The sequence below is a fragment of the Halorubrum saccharovorum DSM 1137 genome (assembly GCF_000337915.1).
GTDB classification, from domain to species: domain Archaea; phylum Halobacteriota; class Halobacteria; order Halobacteriales; family Haloferacaceae; genus Halorubrum; species Halorubrum saccharovorum.
Window position 1 is genome coordinate 96,284 of record NZ_AOJE01000010.1, and the last position, 13,365, is coordinate 109,648.

Sequence of the window (13,365 nt, forward strand, 5' to 3'; positions counted from 1 at the left end):
CGAGAGGATGTCTACTGTCCTTTCAGACGAACCCTTGTGGGGTTGAAGCAGAGACGACCACATCAGCGGAGACATGCCAGAGCGCTTTCAGACGAACCCTTGTGGGGTTGAAGCGTAGTAGCCCCGCTTCCGCGCCTGTCCGTCGCCGCTTTCAGACGAACCCTTGTGGGGTTGAAGCTGCTCTTCGAGTTGGTTCCACTCCTCTTGGGTGATCTTTCAGACGAACCCTTGTGGGGTTGAAGCGTCATCGAGCCTTTCACGTCGACAGGCTCGCCGCTCTTTCAGACGAACCCTTGTGGGGTTGAAGCAGCTCCTCGATGGCAGCAACCTTAGCGTCCGTATACTTTCAGACGAACCCTTGTGGGGTTGAAGCCTGCTCGGATGCTTGACCTGTTACGGAATAATGGGGCTTTCAGACGAACCCTTGTGGGGTTGAAGCGAGTCCTCCGGTTCAGCATCAAAGACGAACGACTTCTTTCAGACGAACCCTTGTGGGGTTGAAGCATGATCGTCTCGCGATACTCGTCGGGATCAATCGCCTTTCAGACGAACCCTTGTGGGGTTGAAGCGGGACACGCAGTGATTTTCTCGATCTTCTCGATGTACTTTCAGACGAACCCTTGTGGGGTTGAAGCATGTTACCAGTCGTATTCCGCACCGCACTCCCCGCCTTTCAGACGAACCCTTGTGGGGTTGAAGCCTCGCGATGGCGATTCTCCCCGGCCAGTACGGCCGGCTTTCAGACGAACCCTTGTGGGGNTTTCAGACGAACCCTTGTGGGGTTGAAGCCTCGCGATGGCGATTCTCCCCGGCCAGTACGGCCGGCTTTCAGACGAACCCTTGTGGGGTTGAAGCATCAATCAGGACAGCCTTAGGCCGATCACGGTTCTTTCAGACGAACCCTTGTGGGGTTGAAGCGCCGAACCGACAGAACCGCCGTAACTGGCGACGGGCGCTTTCAGACGAACCCTTGTGGGGTTGAAGCGATACATCGAGGAGCGGTCCGCGAGGCCGACAGCACTTTCAGACGAACCCTTGTGGGGTTGAANCGAACCCTTGTGGGGTTGAAGCGATACATCGAGGAGCGGTCCGCGAGGCCGACAGCACTTTCAGACGAACCCTTGTGGGGTTGAAGCGACCTCTGGCAGCGCAACAAGGATCGACCGCAGTTCTTTCAGACGAACCCTTGTGGGGTTGAAGCCTGCTCCTCGTGTTCTTCGGACTGGTCGCTGCCGGCTTTCAGACGAACCCTTGTGGGGTTGAAGCGAGAGGAGTTGGTCCCGCGATGAACCGAGATCGTGCTTTCAGACGAACCCTTGTGGGGTTGAAGCATGTGGGCGCCGCTGATCGTCATGGCGGCCGGGGNNNNTTTCAGACGAACCCTTGTGGGGTTGAAGCTACCATGGCGAAGAATACGACTCGCGACCGTCTGCTTTCAGACGAACCCTTGTGGGGTTGAAGCAGCCTTGATCTGGAACTGGAAGGCGAAGCGGGCGACTTTCAGACGAGCCCTTGTGGGGTTGAAGCTTGTTGATGCTGAAGGAGGATCATATACCTACTCATCTTTCAGACGAACCCTTGTGGGGTTGAAGCGGCGAGGAGGACGGCCCGATGCTCACCGTCACCGTGCTTTCAGACGAACCCTTGTGGGGTTGAAGCAGGGGCTCGGGGTGTCGAACTACCCGCCAGCCGGGACTTTCAGACGAACCCTTGTGGGGTTGAAGCGACCAGTCGATTTCTACGCTCGACTCGACAGAGACCTTTCAGACGAACCCTTGTGGGGTTGAAGCGACGTCCGCGGGCCGCGCCCGCGTCACCTCGCGTCTTTCAGACGAACCCTTGTGGGGCTGAAGCCTCGAAGACATCAAGTCCGAGCTGACGACCACCGTCTTTCAGACGAACCCTTGTGGGGTTGAAGCATCGGGGTCGGCGATGTCCACCTCTCGGGGGCTCGCTTTCAGACGAACCCTTGTGGGGCTGAAGCTTCCGGTTGGGGTTCACCACCTTAATAAGCACATCCAAGACCGCATCGACGCCGGGGAGCTCCTCCTCGCAGGTATCCGGGCCCTCAAACGCGCCGACAGGGCCGTGGAAACGGTGGAGGACGTTCGGTAGACGTTGGTGGCATAGAGAAGTACCTCACCCCCGACAGAGACACTCGTGTGACACTCGAGTCATATCGACGAGATGCCGGTGGATGTCGTCGGCGAGCCGGTACATCGCCTCGGCCTGTTCCTTCGTCGCGATCCCAAGCCTGTAGTAGGTCTTCGTTCGGTTCCGGTTCCACAGCTCGGCAAGGTCCTCCCCAAACGCGTCGTCGTAGAGGCCAATCTCGGCACCACGTTGGTAGAGTCGTCGGTGGCTGCTGATGACCTCTGCGGCGGACATGGCCCCATCATGGATCAACCGGAACTGGATAGTGCGCTCGATGGCGACGAACGCCGACTCGATCACGACCGTGTAGTACCCTTGGTCGAGGAGGTTCGAGCCGACCTCCAACAGCCGGCAGGCACGGCGAAGTTGGACCAACTCTGCGTCGTCGACGTCGAGTCCCTCCTCGATCGTTCCAGGGCTGCCCTCGAAGGTCCGCTCAGCCTCCATCAATTGATCTCGAATATTATCATTCATCGGCGTACACCTCCGTCCGAAGCTCGGAGAGTTGGTCGGAGCCCACCAAGGTAATCCCATCGTCGAACTGCGGGCGGAGTTGGTCACCAATTCGTTGGACGCTGTCCGTCGATTCGACGAGCGGCTGGTACGTGTACCGGTTCCCCTCGAACCGTTGGTCTTCGAGATCACTAACGACTGACTGAACAGCTCGGCGAGCTGCCGTCCTGTCTTCGTCAACGATCACCAAGAGGTCGATGTCGCTGGTCCTATCTGCTTCCCCCCGAGCGACGCTTCCGAACAGGACCACTCCGACTAACCCGTCCAACTCGTCCTGAATTTGTTCCAGGAATGCCCGGGCTGGTTGGTGGAACTCGGCCTGCGGAATCGAGAGAATCGGGTCCGGTTTTGTGAGCCGGTCTCGGTTGATCCGGACCTGCTGGGTCCGTCCGTTCTGTGCAGTCTCGATGACGTCGAGATCGGAAAGCAGCCTGACCGCCTTCGAAATCGTTCCTTGGTTTGCCCCCGTGAGGTTCGCGAGCTCGCTCATCGAGTACGTCGCATACGGTTGATCGATGAGAACGTCGAGAACGTCCTGCATCGCTTGGTATCGGAATACCCGCTCCTCCGGAAACGGATATTGCAACGCTATCGAGATAGAATCTTTCCTATTAGGCATACAATTCCTATTAGGAAACTATCTGAAAACTCTGACGGTGAGCTGATCCAACGACGGCGTGCTGGCCTTGGGCCGTGTTAATGTCGTTCCGCTATGTCCGCATCGTCTCTCCGATGCGGGCCTCGGTCGGCTCTGCAAGGTATGGCTCGATAGCAGAGTAGTCAGACCATCCACCAACGCTCATCGTAGTCTGGAAATCGACTTGGCGCTCGACGAGAGGAGCGAACTTGTGTTGACCGCCGCAGTCTACAACCCCGAGCAGGATTCCATACAGTGATCCCACGCCGTCATCGGATTCACAAAGCAGACTGGAGTGAGTCGGTCGAAATATCGGATCTCACTCACTACAACCCAGATGACCCTAACTACCAACGTTTCACCAACTCCCATTATCTCCGTATCCGTTTGTTGACGCGTGAAGTCGAACGTCTCATGTCGGTTGCCGGAATCGCTTAGTGAACAAGTCGATGCGGTCGTAGAACAGAGTGGTACCCTCCGCTCGGAGGTGATCCGTCGGGCGATCCAATGCTACGTGAAGCGGAATCCGGACGAACTACCAGCACTCGAAGGCTCGGAAACACCTAATCAAGACCGCAAAAAGACGAGAGGCCAGACGGATACGTCCATATACGACCCCTCACAGGAATTCTAGTGGTTGTCGTAACCGGAAGGGCTACCCGGCGAGATTTTTATAAATGAATTCTTCTAATTTAGTCCTGAATAGTAACAAACACCTGGCTCTCTTGGTGCGGTTTCGGCAAGAAGATCCGGCACCACTAAGAAGCTTATTTTTATAATACTACGGCATCCAGGTACATCCACGGTAATCGAAGCACACGGGTACACATGACAGCACGACACGGCGGCAGTTTCGCCGTGGAGGCTGTCCGATGTGCTCCCCACGGCTCCCTCAGCCGGTAATTGAGAATGCCCGACACACCATGTCAAAAAAAGCCACCAGTGTCAACCATCGCAATCGTATCGCCACTAAAACACATCAGTCCAGTACGACGGGGGTCCGTCATGCCTAGAGAAGGATCTGACAGTCTAACCGAGTATGCGAGTAGAAACACCGAGTTCATTTCACGCGTTCTCGCCCACGGTGACGAGGAGGCGAGAGCTTACGCACTCGCGCTACTCGCCAACAGCGGCTCCGTCGAGGCAATAGACGAGGTCCAAGCGCAGTTGGACGAGATCCGCAGAGAGATCCGGTAACAGACCGTTTTCACGTCAGCACCACACCACTGTGAAGCAAGCCGCTTTGTCTGCCGAAACTCGCCGATGGAGAGGTATCGTTCGACCGCTATTCCTCCGAGAGCGCCTCCGCGAACTCGTGAGCGTCTTCGACAAGCTCGGGATGATCGTCGACGAGCTCGGAGAACGCTCGGGACTGTTCGAGGTCGTCGAGAAGATCGTTGTTGTCTTTGACAAATCTGAACACGGCCTGCCGGACTTCTCGCTCCTCCTCCTCGATCGAGCCGAGAGCTCCGTATTCGAGCGGCTGATTACACCAGACACACGTCGCATGCTCCCGGGGGGTCTGTTCGTGACAGCGCGGACACTCCACCGGCCCGATGGGGTCGGGTTCCTCTTCTTCGACCTCCATTCCGTGTATCCGCGCGTATTCGGAGTCAGCCTCCCCTCCGAACCGGGCGATGTAGTGGGCCGTCGCGTCACTCCCCCGTTTCCGTCCCTGTCGATCCTCGATACGGGCCTGACTCATCCCCTGACGGGCGAGGTAGGTTGCGTTCGACTTCCGGAAGTTGGTCGGGGTGACGGTCTTCTTGACCCCTGCACGGTCAGCAGAGTCCTCAAAACAGTTTTTGAACTGCCGATAGCTGATCCCCTCCGGCTCCGACAGCTTCGACCAGAGGGGAGCGCCGGGATCATCCGGTGCCGGATGGTCGGTCATCCACCGCTGGACGTACGGCACGCTCGGCACGAGGGTGACGGAGCGCTGTCCGGTTTTCCCGTCGACCCGGATCATGAGCCCGTGGTCGTGGTCGCTCACGTCGCCGACCGTGAGATCCCGGAGTTCGCCACTTCGAGCCCCGGAGTCAAACGCCATCGCGATGAGCGCGGCGTCACGGGTGTTACGCGTTTCCTCGATCATTGGGACGACGTCTTCGTTCCAATCAAGCATCTCCGACGGATCAGGGACGGGGTTGTAGCTGTTGGAGGTCCCAGACGGGATCCATTCGATGCTTGGGGGATACCCATTGTCATCGGTGACACGCTTCCCCATAACACGGAGAGCGGTTCGGTAGTCCGAGTTGGTGTTTTCGTTATCGTAATTGCGGTTGATCCACCGAACGAGATCTTCCGTCGTGGACCGATCCTCAAGCGCTTCGGCGAGTCCACCAACTTCCTCGGCCATGATGGTGCAATGTCTGAGGAGTTTGTTGTGCCGTGCATCACTATACTCCGATTTCAGGAGGTCAAGACGATCACTGAAGGCAAGCAACAGATCCTTATCTTCCTTTTTGATGTCACTACTCGTCTCGATCTTGTCATGGAGATTTCTGATTTGCTTCCTATGATCTGGCATTTTGGGGATACCTTATCTTTAATAAGTTGGACTTTGAACCTTCCGGTCGTGTCCCTGCCCTGGCTCTGACCCCTCCCTGTTCCGTCGTTCCCGTTCCGCGGAGATCCGTTTATATGCGTCCCCCGCGGATCCGGCGTATGGACCGGATCGACGCCGTGCTCCTCGGCGTTTCCGGCGTCGTCGCCGCACTCGTGCTCGCGGGCGTGCTGTCGGCGGGGGCGCTGTTCGGCTTCGACGAGTCCGCGGCCCGACCGATTCGGCTGCTCGCCGCCGAGCCGCTCGCGTGGATCGTCGTCGCCGCGCTGCTCGTCGCCGTCGTCGGGCACGCGTACATCGAGTGAGCGGGCGACGCGGCCTGCCGGATGGTGTGTCGGCTCGGCCTCTCACTCCTCGCCGTCGACCTCGCGGACCGTCCGAACGAGCGCCGCGAGCGCGGTGTCGACCGCCTTCCGTTTCACCGTCCCGCGGTCGCCGTCGAGGACGGCCCGCTCCGTGCGGACGAACGACTCCTCGGTCCCCCACGGCGCGGCGTAGGCCACTCCGACGTAGACGAGCCCTACCGGCTTGTCCTCGGTGCCGCCGTCCGGACCGGCGATTCCGGTCGTGGCGACCGCCCACGTCGTGTCGGCGCGGTCGCGCGCGCCCGCCGCCATCTGCTCGGCGACCGGCGCGCTCACGGCGCCCTCGGCGTCGAGCGACTCGCGGGACACCCCGAGCACCTCGCGTTTGGCGTCGTACGCGTAGGTCACGAACCCGCGGTCGAAGTAGGCGCTCGCGCCCGGCACGTCGGTCACCCGTGACCCGACGAGCCCGCCCGTCAGCGACTCGGCGGTCGCGAGGGTCTCACCGCGGTCGGTCAGCAGGTCGCCGAGCGTCTCCTCGATCGGCGCCGACTCGTCGCGTTCGTCCATGCCCTCGCTGTGGCCCCCACGCCCGTGGGGTTTACGCTCGCCGCGACGCAAGCGCCGCCATGACCGACTGGGACGACCGCTTCGCGTCCGGCGAGTATCCGCGAGCGCCGGAGCCGTCCGCCGTGTTGCGCTCGTACGAGCCCGCGATCCCCGACGGCCGCGCGCTCGACGTGGCCGCCGGCACCGGCCGCAACGCCGTCTACCTCGCGGAGGCGGGCTACGCGGTCGACGCCCTTGACGCCTCCCGCGAGGGGCTTTCCATCGTCCGCGAGCGCGCCGCGGAGCGCGGGGTCGCCGACCGGATCGAGACGATTCAGGCCGACGTCTCGACGCACGGCTTCCCGGCGGCGACGTACGAGCTGATCACGATGAGCTTCTTCCACGCGCTCGACCGGTTCGCCGATCTGACTGAGGCGCTCGCGCCCGGCGGCTACCTGTTCGTCGAGGGACACCTGCGGTCGGCCGACGCGACCCCGTCCGGGCCGAGCACCGACCGCTATCGATTCGCTGCCAACGAGCTGCTCCGCGCCGGGCTCGGCCTGACGGTGCTGTACTACGACGAGACGGCCGAGGAGCGCCCCGACGACCGCCGACGCGCGACCGCCCGGCTGCTCGCGCGACGGTCGACCGGCGGGCGGCAGACGTACCCGCCCCGTCCCGGCGAGGGGAGTACGGAGGACGAAGTCGACGGACGGGGCGAGACGGGTGCGGAGCGAACGGATGGCTGACGGCGACACGGCCGGAACGGTCCTCCGGAGACTGGTCGCCGAGGCGGTCGGCGTCGAGGAGACCGACCGGGGGGCGCTCGCCGCCGACCTCGCCGAACGCGGCGACGACCCGGGGCCGGCGGCTCGGCTCTCCGCGCTCGTCGGCCCGGGCGACTCCCTCGTCGGAGTCGTGCCTCGCGTCGATCCCGCCCTCGCACGGCGGCTGCTGGGGAACGCCGACGGCAGGAGCGGCGGGACGATCCGGCTCGCCTTCACCGGGCAGGCCGCAAATCGGCTGACCAGCGCGTCGGGGACCCTGGTACAGCCGATCCTCGCCGAGTACGGGGTCGACGCGTACCGTCACGACGGCGACTCCCCGATCGGGGTGCTTCTCGTCGACGACCGCGCCGTCGTCGGGCTGTTCGACGAGGGAGGGCTCGCAGCGCTGCTGTGGTCGGACGCCCCCGAAGTCCGTGAGTGGGCCGCCGAGACCTGCCGACGGTACCTCTCGGCGGCAGACCCCGTGTGACGGGCTCGTGGTTCGAGACGACGCGAGCGTGACCGGGCGCCGCATCGCTTTTGCACTCACCCCGCGAAAGGGGGGTATGAAGGCGTTACTGCTGTTGGTCGCCGGGATCGGCGGACTGATCGAGACGCTCGTTCCCCGGGCCGTCGTGCGCGCCTGGACGAAGGCGCTGTACCGGAACGCGGGCGACGCGGAGCCCCGCGAGTGGGTGTACGCCGCCGCACGCGCCGAGGGTGCGGTCGTCGTCCTCGCCGCGCTCGTTGGGCTGTACGGCGTTGCGACGGCCGAGGACGACGAGCCGGCCGACGAGGGTGACGGCGCCGACGAGACATCGGTCGCGGCCGATCCGAGAAACACCGCCTGACTGACGGATTGATCCCACGGAACGCGGTCCACCCGAACGTATTTCTGCGGCGTCGTGGTAGGGTCTGGCAATGTCGGACCGGGCCCTTCGTCCACACGGCGATCGCGGATCGGTCGTCCGGGTGTTGCACGTCGACGACGAGCCGGCGTTTCTCGATCTGGTGGCGACGTACCTCGAACGGATGGACGACGCGTTCGAAGTCCGGTCGGAGACGGACGTGGACGCCGCGCTTGAGGCCGTCGAGTCCGGGTCGATCGACTGCGTAGTCAGCGACTACGAGATGCCCGAAACCGACGGGCTGGCGTTTCTCGAACGCGTCCGAGAGCGTGAGCCGACAGTGCCGTTCGTCCTCTTCACCGGGAAGGGAAGCGAAGAGATCGCGAGCGAGGCGATCTCCGCGGGCGTCACCGACTACATCCAGAAGCGATCGGGGACCGACCAGTACACGGTGCTCGCGAACCGGGTCCGAAACGCGGTCGATCAGGCCCGCTCGCGGGCGGCGCTGGCGGCGAGTCAGGAACGGCTCTCGCGGTTCATCGAGCAGTCGCCGCTCGGGACGATCGAGTACGACGAGGCGTTCCGGATCGTCCGGGTGAACCCGGCCGCGGAGGATATCCTCGGCTACTCGGAGTCGGAGCTGGTCGACGGGACGTGGACGCGCTTCGTCCCAGAGGAGCTCCACCGCCACGTCGCGGAGGTCGAACGGCGGCTCCTCTCGGATAAAGGCGGCTACCAGAGCGTCAACGAGAACGTGCGCGCGGACGGCGAGCGGATCCGCTGTGTGTGGCACAATCAGGTGGTGACCGGCCACGACGGTGAGGTGATCCGCGTCTTCTCGCAGTTCGAGGACGTCACCGAACGGACGGACCGCAAGCGGGAACTGGAACGCACGAACGCCGTCCTGTCGACGGTGCTCGACACGCTCCCGGTCGGAGTGCTCGCCGAGGACGCGGACAGGCGGGTCCTCCGCGTCAACCGTCACCTGTACGACCTCTTCGATCTCGATGGAGATCCGGCTGCGGCGATCGGTCGCGACTGCGCGCGGTTCGCCGTCGAGATGAGCGAGCTGTTCGACGACTCCGGGTCGTTCGTCGACCGGATCGAAGCGATCGTCGACGCGCGGCGGCCAGTCGACGACGAGCGGATCGCCCTCGCGGACGGCCGCGTCTTCCTGCGGACGTACCGCCCGGTCGACCTCCCGGACGGGCACGGACACCTGTGGGCCTACCGCGACGCGCCCGACGGCGGGTAGGCGGGCGGTCGCTGGCGGAGCGGCGACGCGCGGGCGCGACACGCCGCCGAGACCCCCGACCCCGTCAGTCGTCGGTCAAGTACGCCCGGTCCGCCTCCGAGCGCTCTCCCGTCCGCAACACGTGGCAGTCGCGACACCGCGCCTCGTAGGACTCCTCGGCGCCGACGAGGATGGTCGGATCGTCGACGTGGGCGGGTTCGCCTTCGATGAGGCGCTGGTTCCGAGAGGCGGGCTCGCCGCACTGCGAGCAGATCGCCTGCAGCTTGTCGACGTACTCGGCGGTCGCCATCAGCTCCGGGAGGGGCTCGAAGGGCTCGCCGCGGAACGTCTGATCGGTGCCGGAGACGATCACGCGGGTCCCGTTATCCGCCAACGCGTTACACACTTTCACGAGCGCGTCGGAGAAGAAGTTCGCCTCGTCGATCGCGACGACCTCGGGGTACGGGTCGTCGTCGAGGATCGCGAGCGGGCCGTCGCCCTCGTTGTCGACGACGGTCGCGTCCCACTGCCGGCCGTTGTGGCTCCCGATCGTCGTCTCGCCGTAGCGGTCGTCGACGGCGGGCTTGTACACCGCGACGGACTGCCCGGCGATCTCCGAACGACGGAGCCGGCGGAGAAGTTCCTCCGTCTTCCCCGAGAACATCGATCCCGAGATGACCTCGATCCAGCCGGATCGAGTGATCGCGTGCATGCCCTGACGGGAACGAGCCAGCGACTAAACCGTTTCTCTCCCGGCCGGCTCGCCGCCGATCACGACCCGCGAAACGTCGGCCGCGCCGGCGCGCCTGACGATCGCGCGGACGAGGTCGTGTGCGCCCGCGAGGTTGTCGGAGTCGCGGTCGAGGGCGAGCAGGTCGGCGTCCGAGCCGGGCTCGATAACGCCGCGGTTCAGCCCCGCGATCTCCGCTCCGTTCACCGTCGCCATCCGCAGGATCTCTCTGGCCGGGAGATCGGAGAGCTTCGCGGCGAACTCCATCTCGCGGAACATCGACGGCGAGTCGAGCATGACGTTGTCGGTGCCGAGCGCGACCGTCGTCCGCTCGGCGAGGTCGCGGATCGGCGGGACGCCGACGTTCGTCACGAGGTTCGAGCGCGGGCAGACGACCACGGGCGTCTCGCGGTCTTCGAGCCGTTCGAGGTGAATCCTCTCGGCGTGGACCATGTGGACGAGGAAGTCCGGGTCCAGATCCATCGCGGGGTTGATGTCGTCGGCGTCGCGCTCGCCGGCGTGGATCCCGAACAGCTTCCCGGCGTCGCGGGCCTCCGAGCGCACCGCGTCGAAGTCGGCGTCGCGGGCGCCGGAGGCGCCGTACCCCTCGGCGACCGAGAGCACGTCCGGGTCGTCGCGGCCGAACACGACCGGATCGATCGCGCGCTCGCCGAACTCGACCCCCTCGCCCGCGACCGCGTCACGGAGCGCGCCGACGCCCTCGACGCCGCCCTCGCGGAATTCGAGGAACGTGCCGGTCCCGGTCGACTCCATGTATCGGAGGCTGCGCGCCATCGCGGCGACCTTCGCCTCGCGGCTCGCCTCGCGTAAGAGCCGGTGTTTGAGGCCGTCCGGCGGTGCGACCAACTCGTCGAGCGAGAGGCCCTCTCCGGCCTCCTTGGCGATGGAGTCGCCGATGTGGGTGTGGGCGTTGACGAACGCCGGGAGGACCACGTCGTCGCTCTCGACCGACTCCTCCTCGATCCGAACGATCTCACCGTCGGCGACGACGACCCGTCCCTCGACCGGCTCGAACTCCGGACCGACCAGAACGGTCCCTTCTAGGTGCATACCCGAGAATCGCCAGCGGCGGGGTAAAAGGTCACGACAGGGGCTCGCCCCGTTCGGTCACGGCTCGCGGGGTCACGCCGCGACCGGTCACGTCCCCCCTCGGAACTCGTCGAGCGTCGTCGGCATCGCGCCGCGCACCTCCGCGACGAGCCCGTCGGGGTCAAGCCCGAGCACGTCCGCGGCGGCGCGACCGACGCGATCGGTCGCGGGTCGGGGGGCGTAGACGCCGAGGCGCCACTGGTTGCGCTGGGCGGTCCGGAGCGCGGAGACCAGCGGGGACTGCCGCTCCAGCCGGCGCACCTCGCCGTTGACGGTGACCCGCGCGGTCGACTCCCGCATCGACGGCTCCGGTGGTACGTCGAGGATCACGTGCTGGCGTGCCACGCCAGCCTCCTCGGCGATCTCGCGTTCCAGCGCGGTCTCGGCGTCGTGGCCGGCCTCGTGGACGCGCTCTGGCACGTCGTCGTACTCGGCCCACACCGCCAGCTTGTACAGGTCGCGCTCGTCGTAACGCCGGGAGAGCTCGGCCGTCTCCGGGCAGCACCGGATCGCCGCGAGGAAGTCGTGATCGTCCATCCGGCGGAGCTCGGCCGCGGTCGTCGGGGTCGCGTCGAGCAGGTCCGTGGCGGCCCGGCGCAACATCGCCTTCGAGATGCGCGCGACGTGGTGGGTGTAGACGACCGGATTCATCAGCGCGCGGGCGAGCAGGAGGCTCTCGGCCGTCTGGACGTTCCCCTCGTCCAAGACGAGGGTGTCGTCGCCCGTGCCGTCGTCGACGAAGGTCAGCTCCCGGACGAACCGCTCGGTGTCGATGGTGCCGTACGGGACGCCGGTGTGGTAGGCGTCGCGCACGAGGTAGTCCATCCGGTCCACGTCGAGTTCGCCCGAGACGAGTCCGCCGTACGGTCCCTCGCCGGCGACGAGCCCGGCGATCCGGTCGGGGTCGAGGTCGTGGTCGCGAAGCACCGCTCCGACCGCGCCGGTCGCGAGCAGCTCGTCGACGTCGTCGTGGTACTTCCCCGTGCGGCGGTGAGTGAGCGGCTCCAGGTTGTGGCTGAAGGGGCCGTGTCCCACGTCGTGAAGCATCGCCGCCGCCTCGATCCGGTCCGCGCGCGCTCCCTCGATCCCGAGATGGTCGAGCGCTCGGCTGGCCAGGTGGTAGACGCCGAGCGAGTGCTCGAACCGGGTGTGGTTCGCGGAGGGGTAGACGAGCTGGACCGTCCCCAGCTGTTTGACGTGTCGGAGGCGCTGGACGGCGGGGGTGTCGAGGAGGTCCGCCGCGACACCGTCGATCTCGATGTGGTCGTGGACGGTGTCCTTGACCGTGATCATGCGTCGACGTTCGGCGGCCCGGGATAAAAGCGACGGGAGTGGTAGCGGTCGAGACCGAATTCTCCGGGATCGGCTCGCGGCTGAAAATTGGAACGGCCGGCACGATTTATATGTGAGGTGCTCGAACGGTGGCCCATGTACGACGTACTCATCGGGATCGACAACGCGGAGGACAGCCGTGCGGTCGCACAGGCGGAAGCGATCGTGGACCTCCCGGCGGAAGAGGGCGCGGTGACCGCCCATCTGTGTCACGTGTTCCAGGAGAACCCGGAGGGCGCCTCCGTCCATCAGGTCTCGGCGGTGCGACGCGCCCGTGAGATCCTCGAAGACTCCGGCATCAACTGCGTCCACTACGAGGCGAGCGGCGACCCCTCGGACGAGTTGCTCGCGGCCGCGACCGACATCGACGCGGACGCGATCTGCGTCTCCGGACGCAAGCGACGCCCGACCGGGAAGGCCGTCTTCGGAAGCGTGATCCAAGATATCATCCTTGGGGCCGATCGCCCGGTTTTCACCGTCCCGGCACCCCGAGACGACTGACCTCCGACTCGCGCCCCGTCGCCGCGGAGTCCGAACACCTCGCTCGCAGCCGCGCGGACGTGGGCGGAATCGTCGATGGTCGAGACCCAGCCCGTCCATCCGGATAGCGGATCGGCGAC

General features: G+C 64.8%; 15 protein-coding genes and 1 CRISPR repeat array (1 of these 16 running past the window's edge). Of the genes, 8 read left to right on the forward strand and 7 right to left on the reverse strand.

What is annotated here, in order from left to right; genetic code table 11:
- Positions 1 to 1,984: direct repeats of the CRISPR family, unit length 30 nt; unit sequence CTTTCAGACGAACCCTTGTGGGGTTGAAGC; it begins 3,234 nt to the left of the window's first position.
- Between the two features lie 155 nt (positions 1,985 to 2,139).
- A complete protein-coding gene (locus C471_RS02220) occupies positions 2,140 to 2,628 on the reverse strand; it encodes a hypothetical protein (protein ID WP_049908924.1) in 489 nt (162 codons plus the stop codon).
- Positions 2,621 to 3,208, reverse strand: a complete 588-nt coding sequence (locus C471_RS02225; RefSeq protein ID WP_004046331.1) for a nucleotidyltransferase domain-containing protein — start codon at positions 3,206 to 3,208, stop codon at positions 2,621 to 2,623. The genes C471_RS02220 and C471_RS02225 overlap by 8 nt, the downstream gene beginning before the upstream one ends.
- A gap of 493 nt (positions 3,209 to 3,701) precedes the next feature.
- Here C471_RS02225 and C471_RS18305 point away from each other — a divergent pair, with 493 nt between their 5' ends.
- Together C471_RS18305 and C471_RS02230 are read left to right on the forward strand one after the other, a co-directional pair.
- A complete protein-coding gene (locus C471_RS18305; RefSeq protein ID WP_152421797.1) occupies positions 3,702 to 3,938 on the forward strand; it encodes a ribbon-helix-helix domain-containing protein in 237 nt (78 codons plus the stop codon).
- Positions 3,939 to 4,309: 371 nt separating this feature from the next.
- Positions 4,310 to 4,501: a hypothetical protein gene (locus tag C471_RS02230; protein ID WP_004046332.1), complete on the forward strand. Its 192-nt coding sequence runs from the start codon at positions 4,310 to 4,312 to the stop codon at positions 4,499 to 4,501.
- Positions 4,502 to 4,589: 88 nt separating this feature from the next.
- On the opposite strand, the gene C471_RS02235 is transcribed toward C471_RS02230, so the two are convergent.
- A complete protein-coding gene (locus C471_RS02235; protein WP_049908925.1) occupies positions 4,590 to 5,834 on the reverse strand; it encodes a tyrosine-type recombinase/integrase in 1,245 nt (414 codons plus the stop codon).
- A gap of 137 nt (positions 5,835 to 5,971) precedes the next feature.
- Between C471_RS02235 and C471_RS02240 the strand changes: the two genes are divergently transcribed.
- Complete coding sequence (locus C471_RS02240) at positions 5,972 to 6,175, forward strand: hypothetical protein (RefSeq protein ID WP_004046335.1); 204 nt, start codon at positions 5,972 to 5,974, stop codon at positions 6,173 to 6,175.
- Positions 6,176 to 6,217: 42 nt separating this feature from the next.
- On the opposite strand, the gene C471_RS02245 is transcribed toward C471_RS02240, so the two are convergent.
- Positions 6,218 to 6,745: a CinA family protein gene (locus tag C471_RS02245; protein WP_004046336.1), complete on the reverse strand. Its 528-nt coding sequence runs from the start codon at positions 6,743 to 6,745 to the stop codon at positions 6,218 to 6,220.
- A gap of 59 nt (positions 6,746 to 6,804) precedes the next feature.
- Here C471_RS02245 and C471_RS02250 point away from each other — a divergent pair, with 59 nt between their 5' ends.
- From C471_RS02250 to C471_RS02265, 4 genes are all read left to right on the forward strand, one after another.
- Positions 6,805 to 7,473: a class I SAM-dependent methyltransferase gene (locus C471_RS02250; RefSeq protein WP_004046337.1), complete on the forward strand. Its 669-nt coding sequence runs from the start codon at positions 6,805 to 6,807 to the stop codon at positions 7,471 to 7,473.
- A complete protein-coding gene (locus tag C471_RS02255) occupies positions 7,466 to 7,981 on the forward strand; it encodes a transcriptional regulator FilR1 domain-containing protein (RefSeq protein WP_004046338.1) in 516 nt (171 codons plus the stop codon). The genes C471_RS02250 and C471_RS02255 overlap by 8 nt, the downstream gene beginning before the upstream one ends.
- A gap of 76 nt (positions 7,982 to 8,057) precedes the next feature.
- On the forward strand, positions 8,058 to 8,342 hold the full coding sequence (locus tag C471_RS02260; RefSeq protein WP_004046339.1) for a hypothetical protein: 285 nt from the start codon (positions 8,058 to 8,060) through the stop codon (positions 8,340 to 8,342).
- Between the two features lie 70 nt (positions 8,343 to 8,412).
- A complete protein-coding gene (locus tag C471_RS02265) occupies positions 8,413 to 9,594 on the forward strand; it encodes a PAS domain-containing response regulator (RefSeq protein ID WP_049908926.1) in 1,182 nt (393 codons plus the stop codon).
- 64 nt (positions 9,595 to 9,658) lie between these two features.
- Here C471_RS02265 and C471_RS02270 read toward each other — a convergent pair whose 3' ends face one another.
- From C471_RS02270 to C471_RS02280, 3 genes are all read right to left on the reverse strand, one after another.
- Entirely contained in the window at positions 9,659 to 10,285 is a 627-nt protein-coding gene (locus C471_RS02270; protein WP_004046341.1) for a thymidine kinase, read from the reverse strand.
- A 24-nt stretch (positions 10,286 to 10,309) separates the two neighbouring features.
- Positions 10,310 to 11,374, reverse strand: coding sequence for an amidohydrolase family protein (locus C471_RS02275; RefSeq protein ID WP_004046342.1), 1,065 nt, complete (start codon positions 11,372 to 11,374; stop codon positions 10,310 to 10,312).
- 87 nt (positions 11,375 to 11,461) lie between these two features.
- Complete coding sequence (locus C471_RS02280; protein WP_004046343.1) at positions 11,462 to 12,706, reverse strand: HD domain-containing protein; 1,245 nt, start codon at positions 12,704 to 12,706, stop codon at positions 11,462 to 11,464.
- Between the two features lie 135 nt (positions 12,707 to 12,841).
- Here C471_RS02280 and C471_RS02285 point away from each other — a divergent pair, with 135 nt between their 5' ends.
- Positions 12,842 to 13,246, forward strand: a complete 405-nt coding sequence (locus C471_RS02285; protein ID WP_004046344.1) for a universal stress protein — start codon at positions 12,842 to 12,844, stop codon at positions 13,244 to 13,246.
- The last annotated feature ends 119 nt before the right edge of the window (positions 13,247 to 13,365 follow it).

What these genes read in the sequence shown, in the direction of transcription:
- C471_RS02255 (WP_004046338.1), top strand. Translation starts at nt 7,466, where the DNA reads ATGGCTGACGGCGACACGGCCGGAACGGTCCTCCGGAGACTGGTCGCC.
- C471_RS02265 (WP_049908926.1), top strand. Translation starts at nt 8,413, where the DNA reads ATGTCGGACCGGGCCCTTCGTCCACACGGCGATCGCGGATCGGTCGTC.
- C471_RS02280 (WP_004046343.1), bottom strand. Translation starts at nt 12,706, where the DNA reads ATGATCACGGTCAAGGACACCGTCCACGACCACATCGAGATCGACGGT.
- C471_RS02240 (WP_004046335.1), top strand. Translation starts at nt 5,972, where the DNA reads ATGGACCGGATCGACGCCGTGCTCCTCGGCGTTTCCGGCGTCGTCGCC.
- C471_RS02245 (WP_004046336.1), bottom strand. Translation starts at nt 6,745, where the DNA reads ATGGACGAACGCGACGAGTCGGCGCCGATCGAGGAGACGCTCGGCGAC.
- C471_RS02235 (WP_049908925.1), bottom strand. Translation starts at nt 5,834, where the DNA reads ATGCCAGATCATAGGAAGCAAATCAGAAATCTCCATGACAAGATCGAG.
- C471_RS02250 (WP_004046337.1), top strand. Translation starts at nt 6,805, where the DNA reads ATGACCGACTGGGACGACCGCTTCGCGTCCGGCGAGTATCCGCGAGCG.
- C471_RS02230 (WP_004046332.1), top strand. Translation starts at nt 4,310, where the DNA reads ATGCCTAGAGAAGGATCTGACAGTCTAACCGAGTATGCGAGTAGAAAC.
- C471_RS02285 (WP_004046344.1), top strand. Translation starts at nt 12,842, where the DNA reads ATGTACGACGTACTCATCGGGATCGACAACGCGGAGGACAGCCGTGCG.
- C471_RS02225 (WP_004046331.1), bottom strand. Translation starts at nt 3,208, where the DNA reads ATGCAGGACGTTCTCGACGTTCTCATCGATCAACCGTATGCGACGTAC.
- C471_RS02260 (WP_004046339.1), top strand. Translation starts at nt 8,058, where the DNA reads ATGAAGGCGTTACTGCTGTTGGTCGCCGGGATCGGCGGACTGATCGAG.
- C471_RS02275 (WP_004046342.1), bottom strand. Translation starts at nt 11,374, where the DNA reads ATGCACCTAGAAGGGACCGTTCTGGTCGGTCCGGAGTTCGAGCCGGTC.
- C471_RS02270 (WP_004046341.1), bottom strand. Translation starts at nt 10,285, where the DNA reads ATGCACGCGATCACTCGATCCGGCTGGATCGAGGTCATCTCGGGATCG.
- C471_RS02220 (WP_049908924.1), bottom strand. Translation starts at nt 2,628, where the DNA reads ATGAATGATAATATTCGAGATCAATTGATGGAGGCTGAGCGGACCTTC.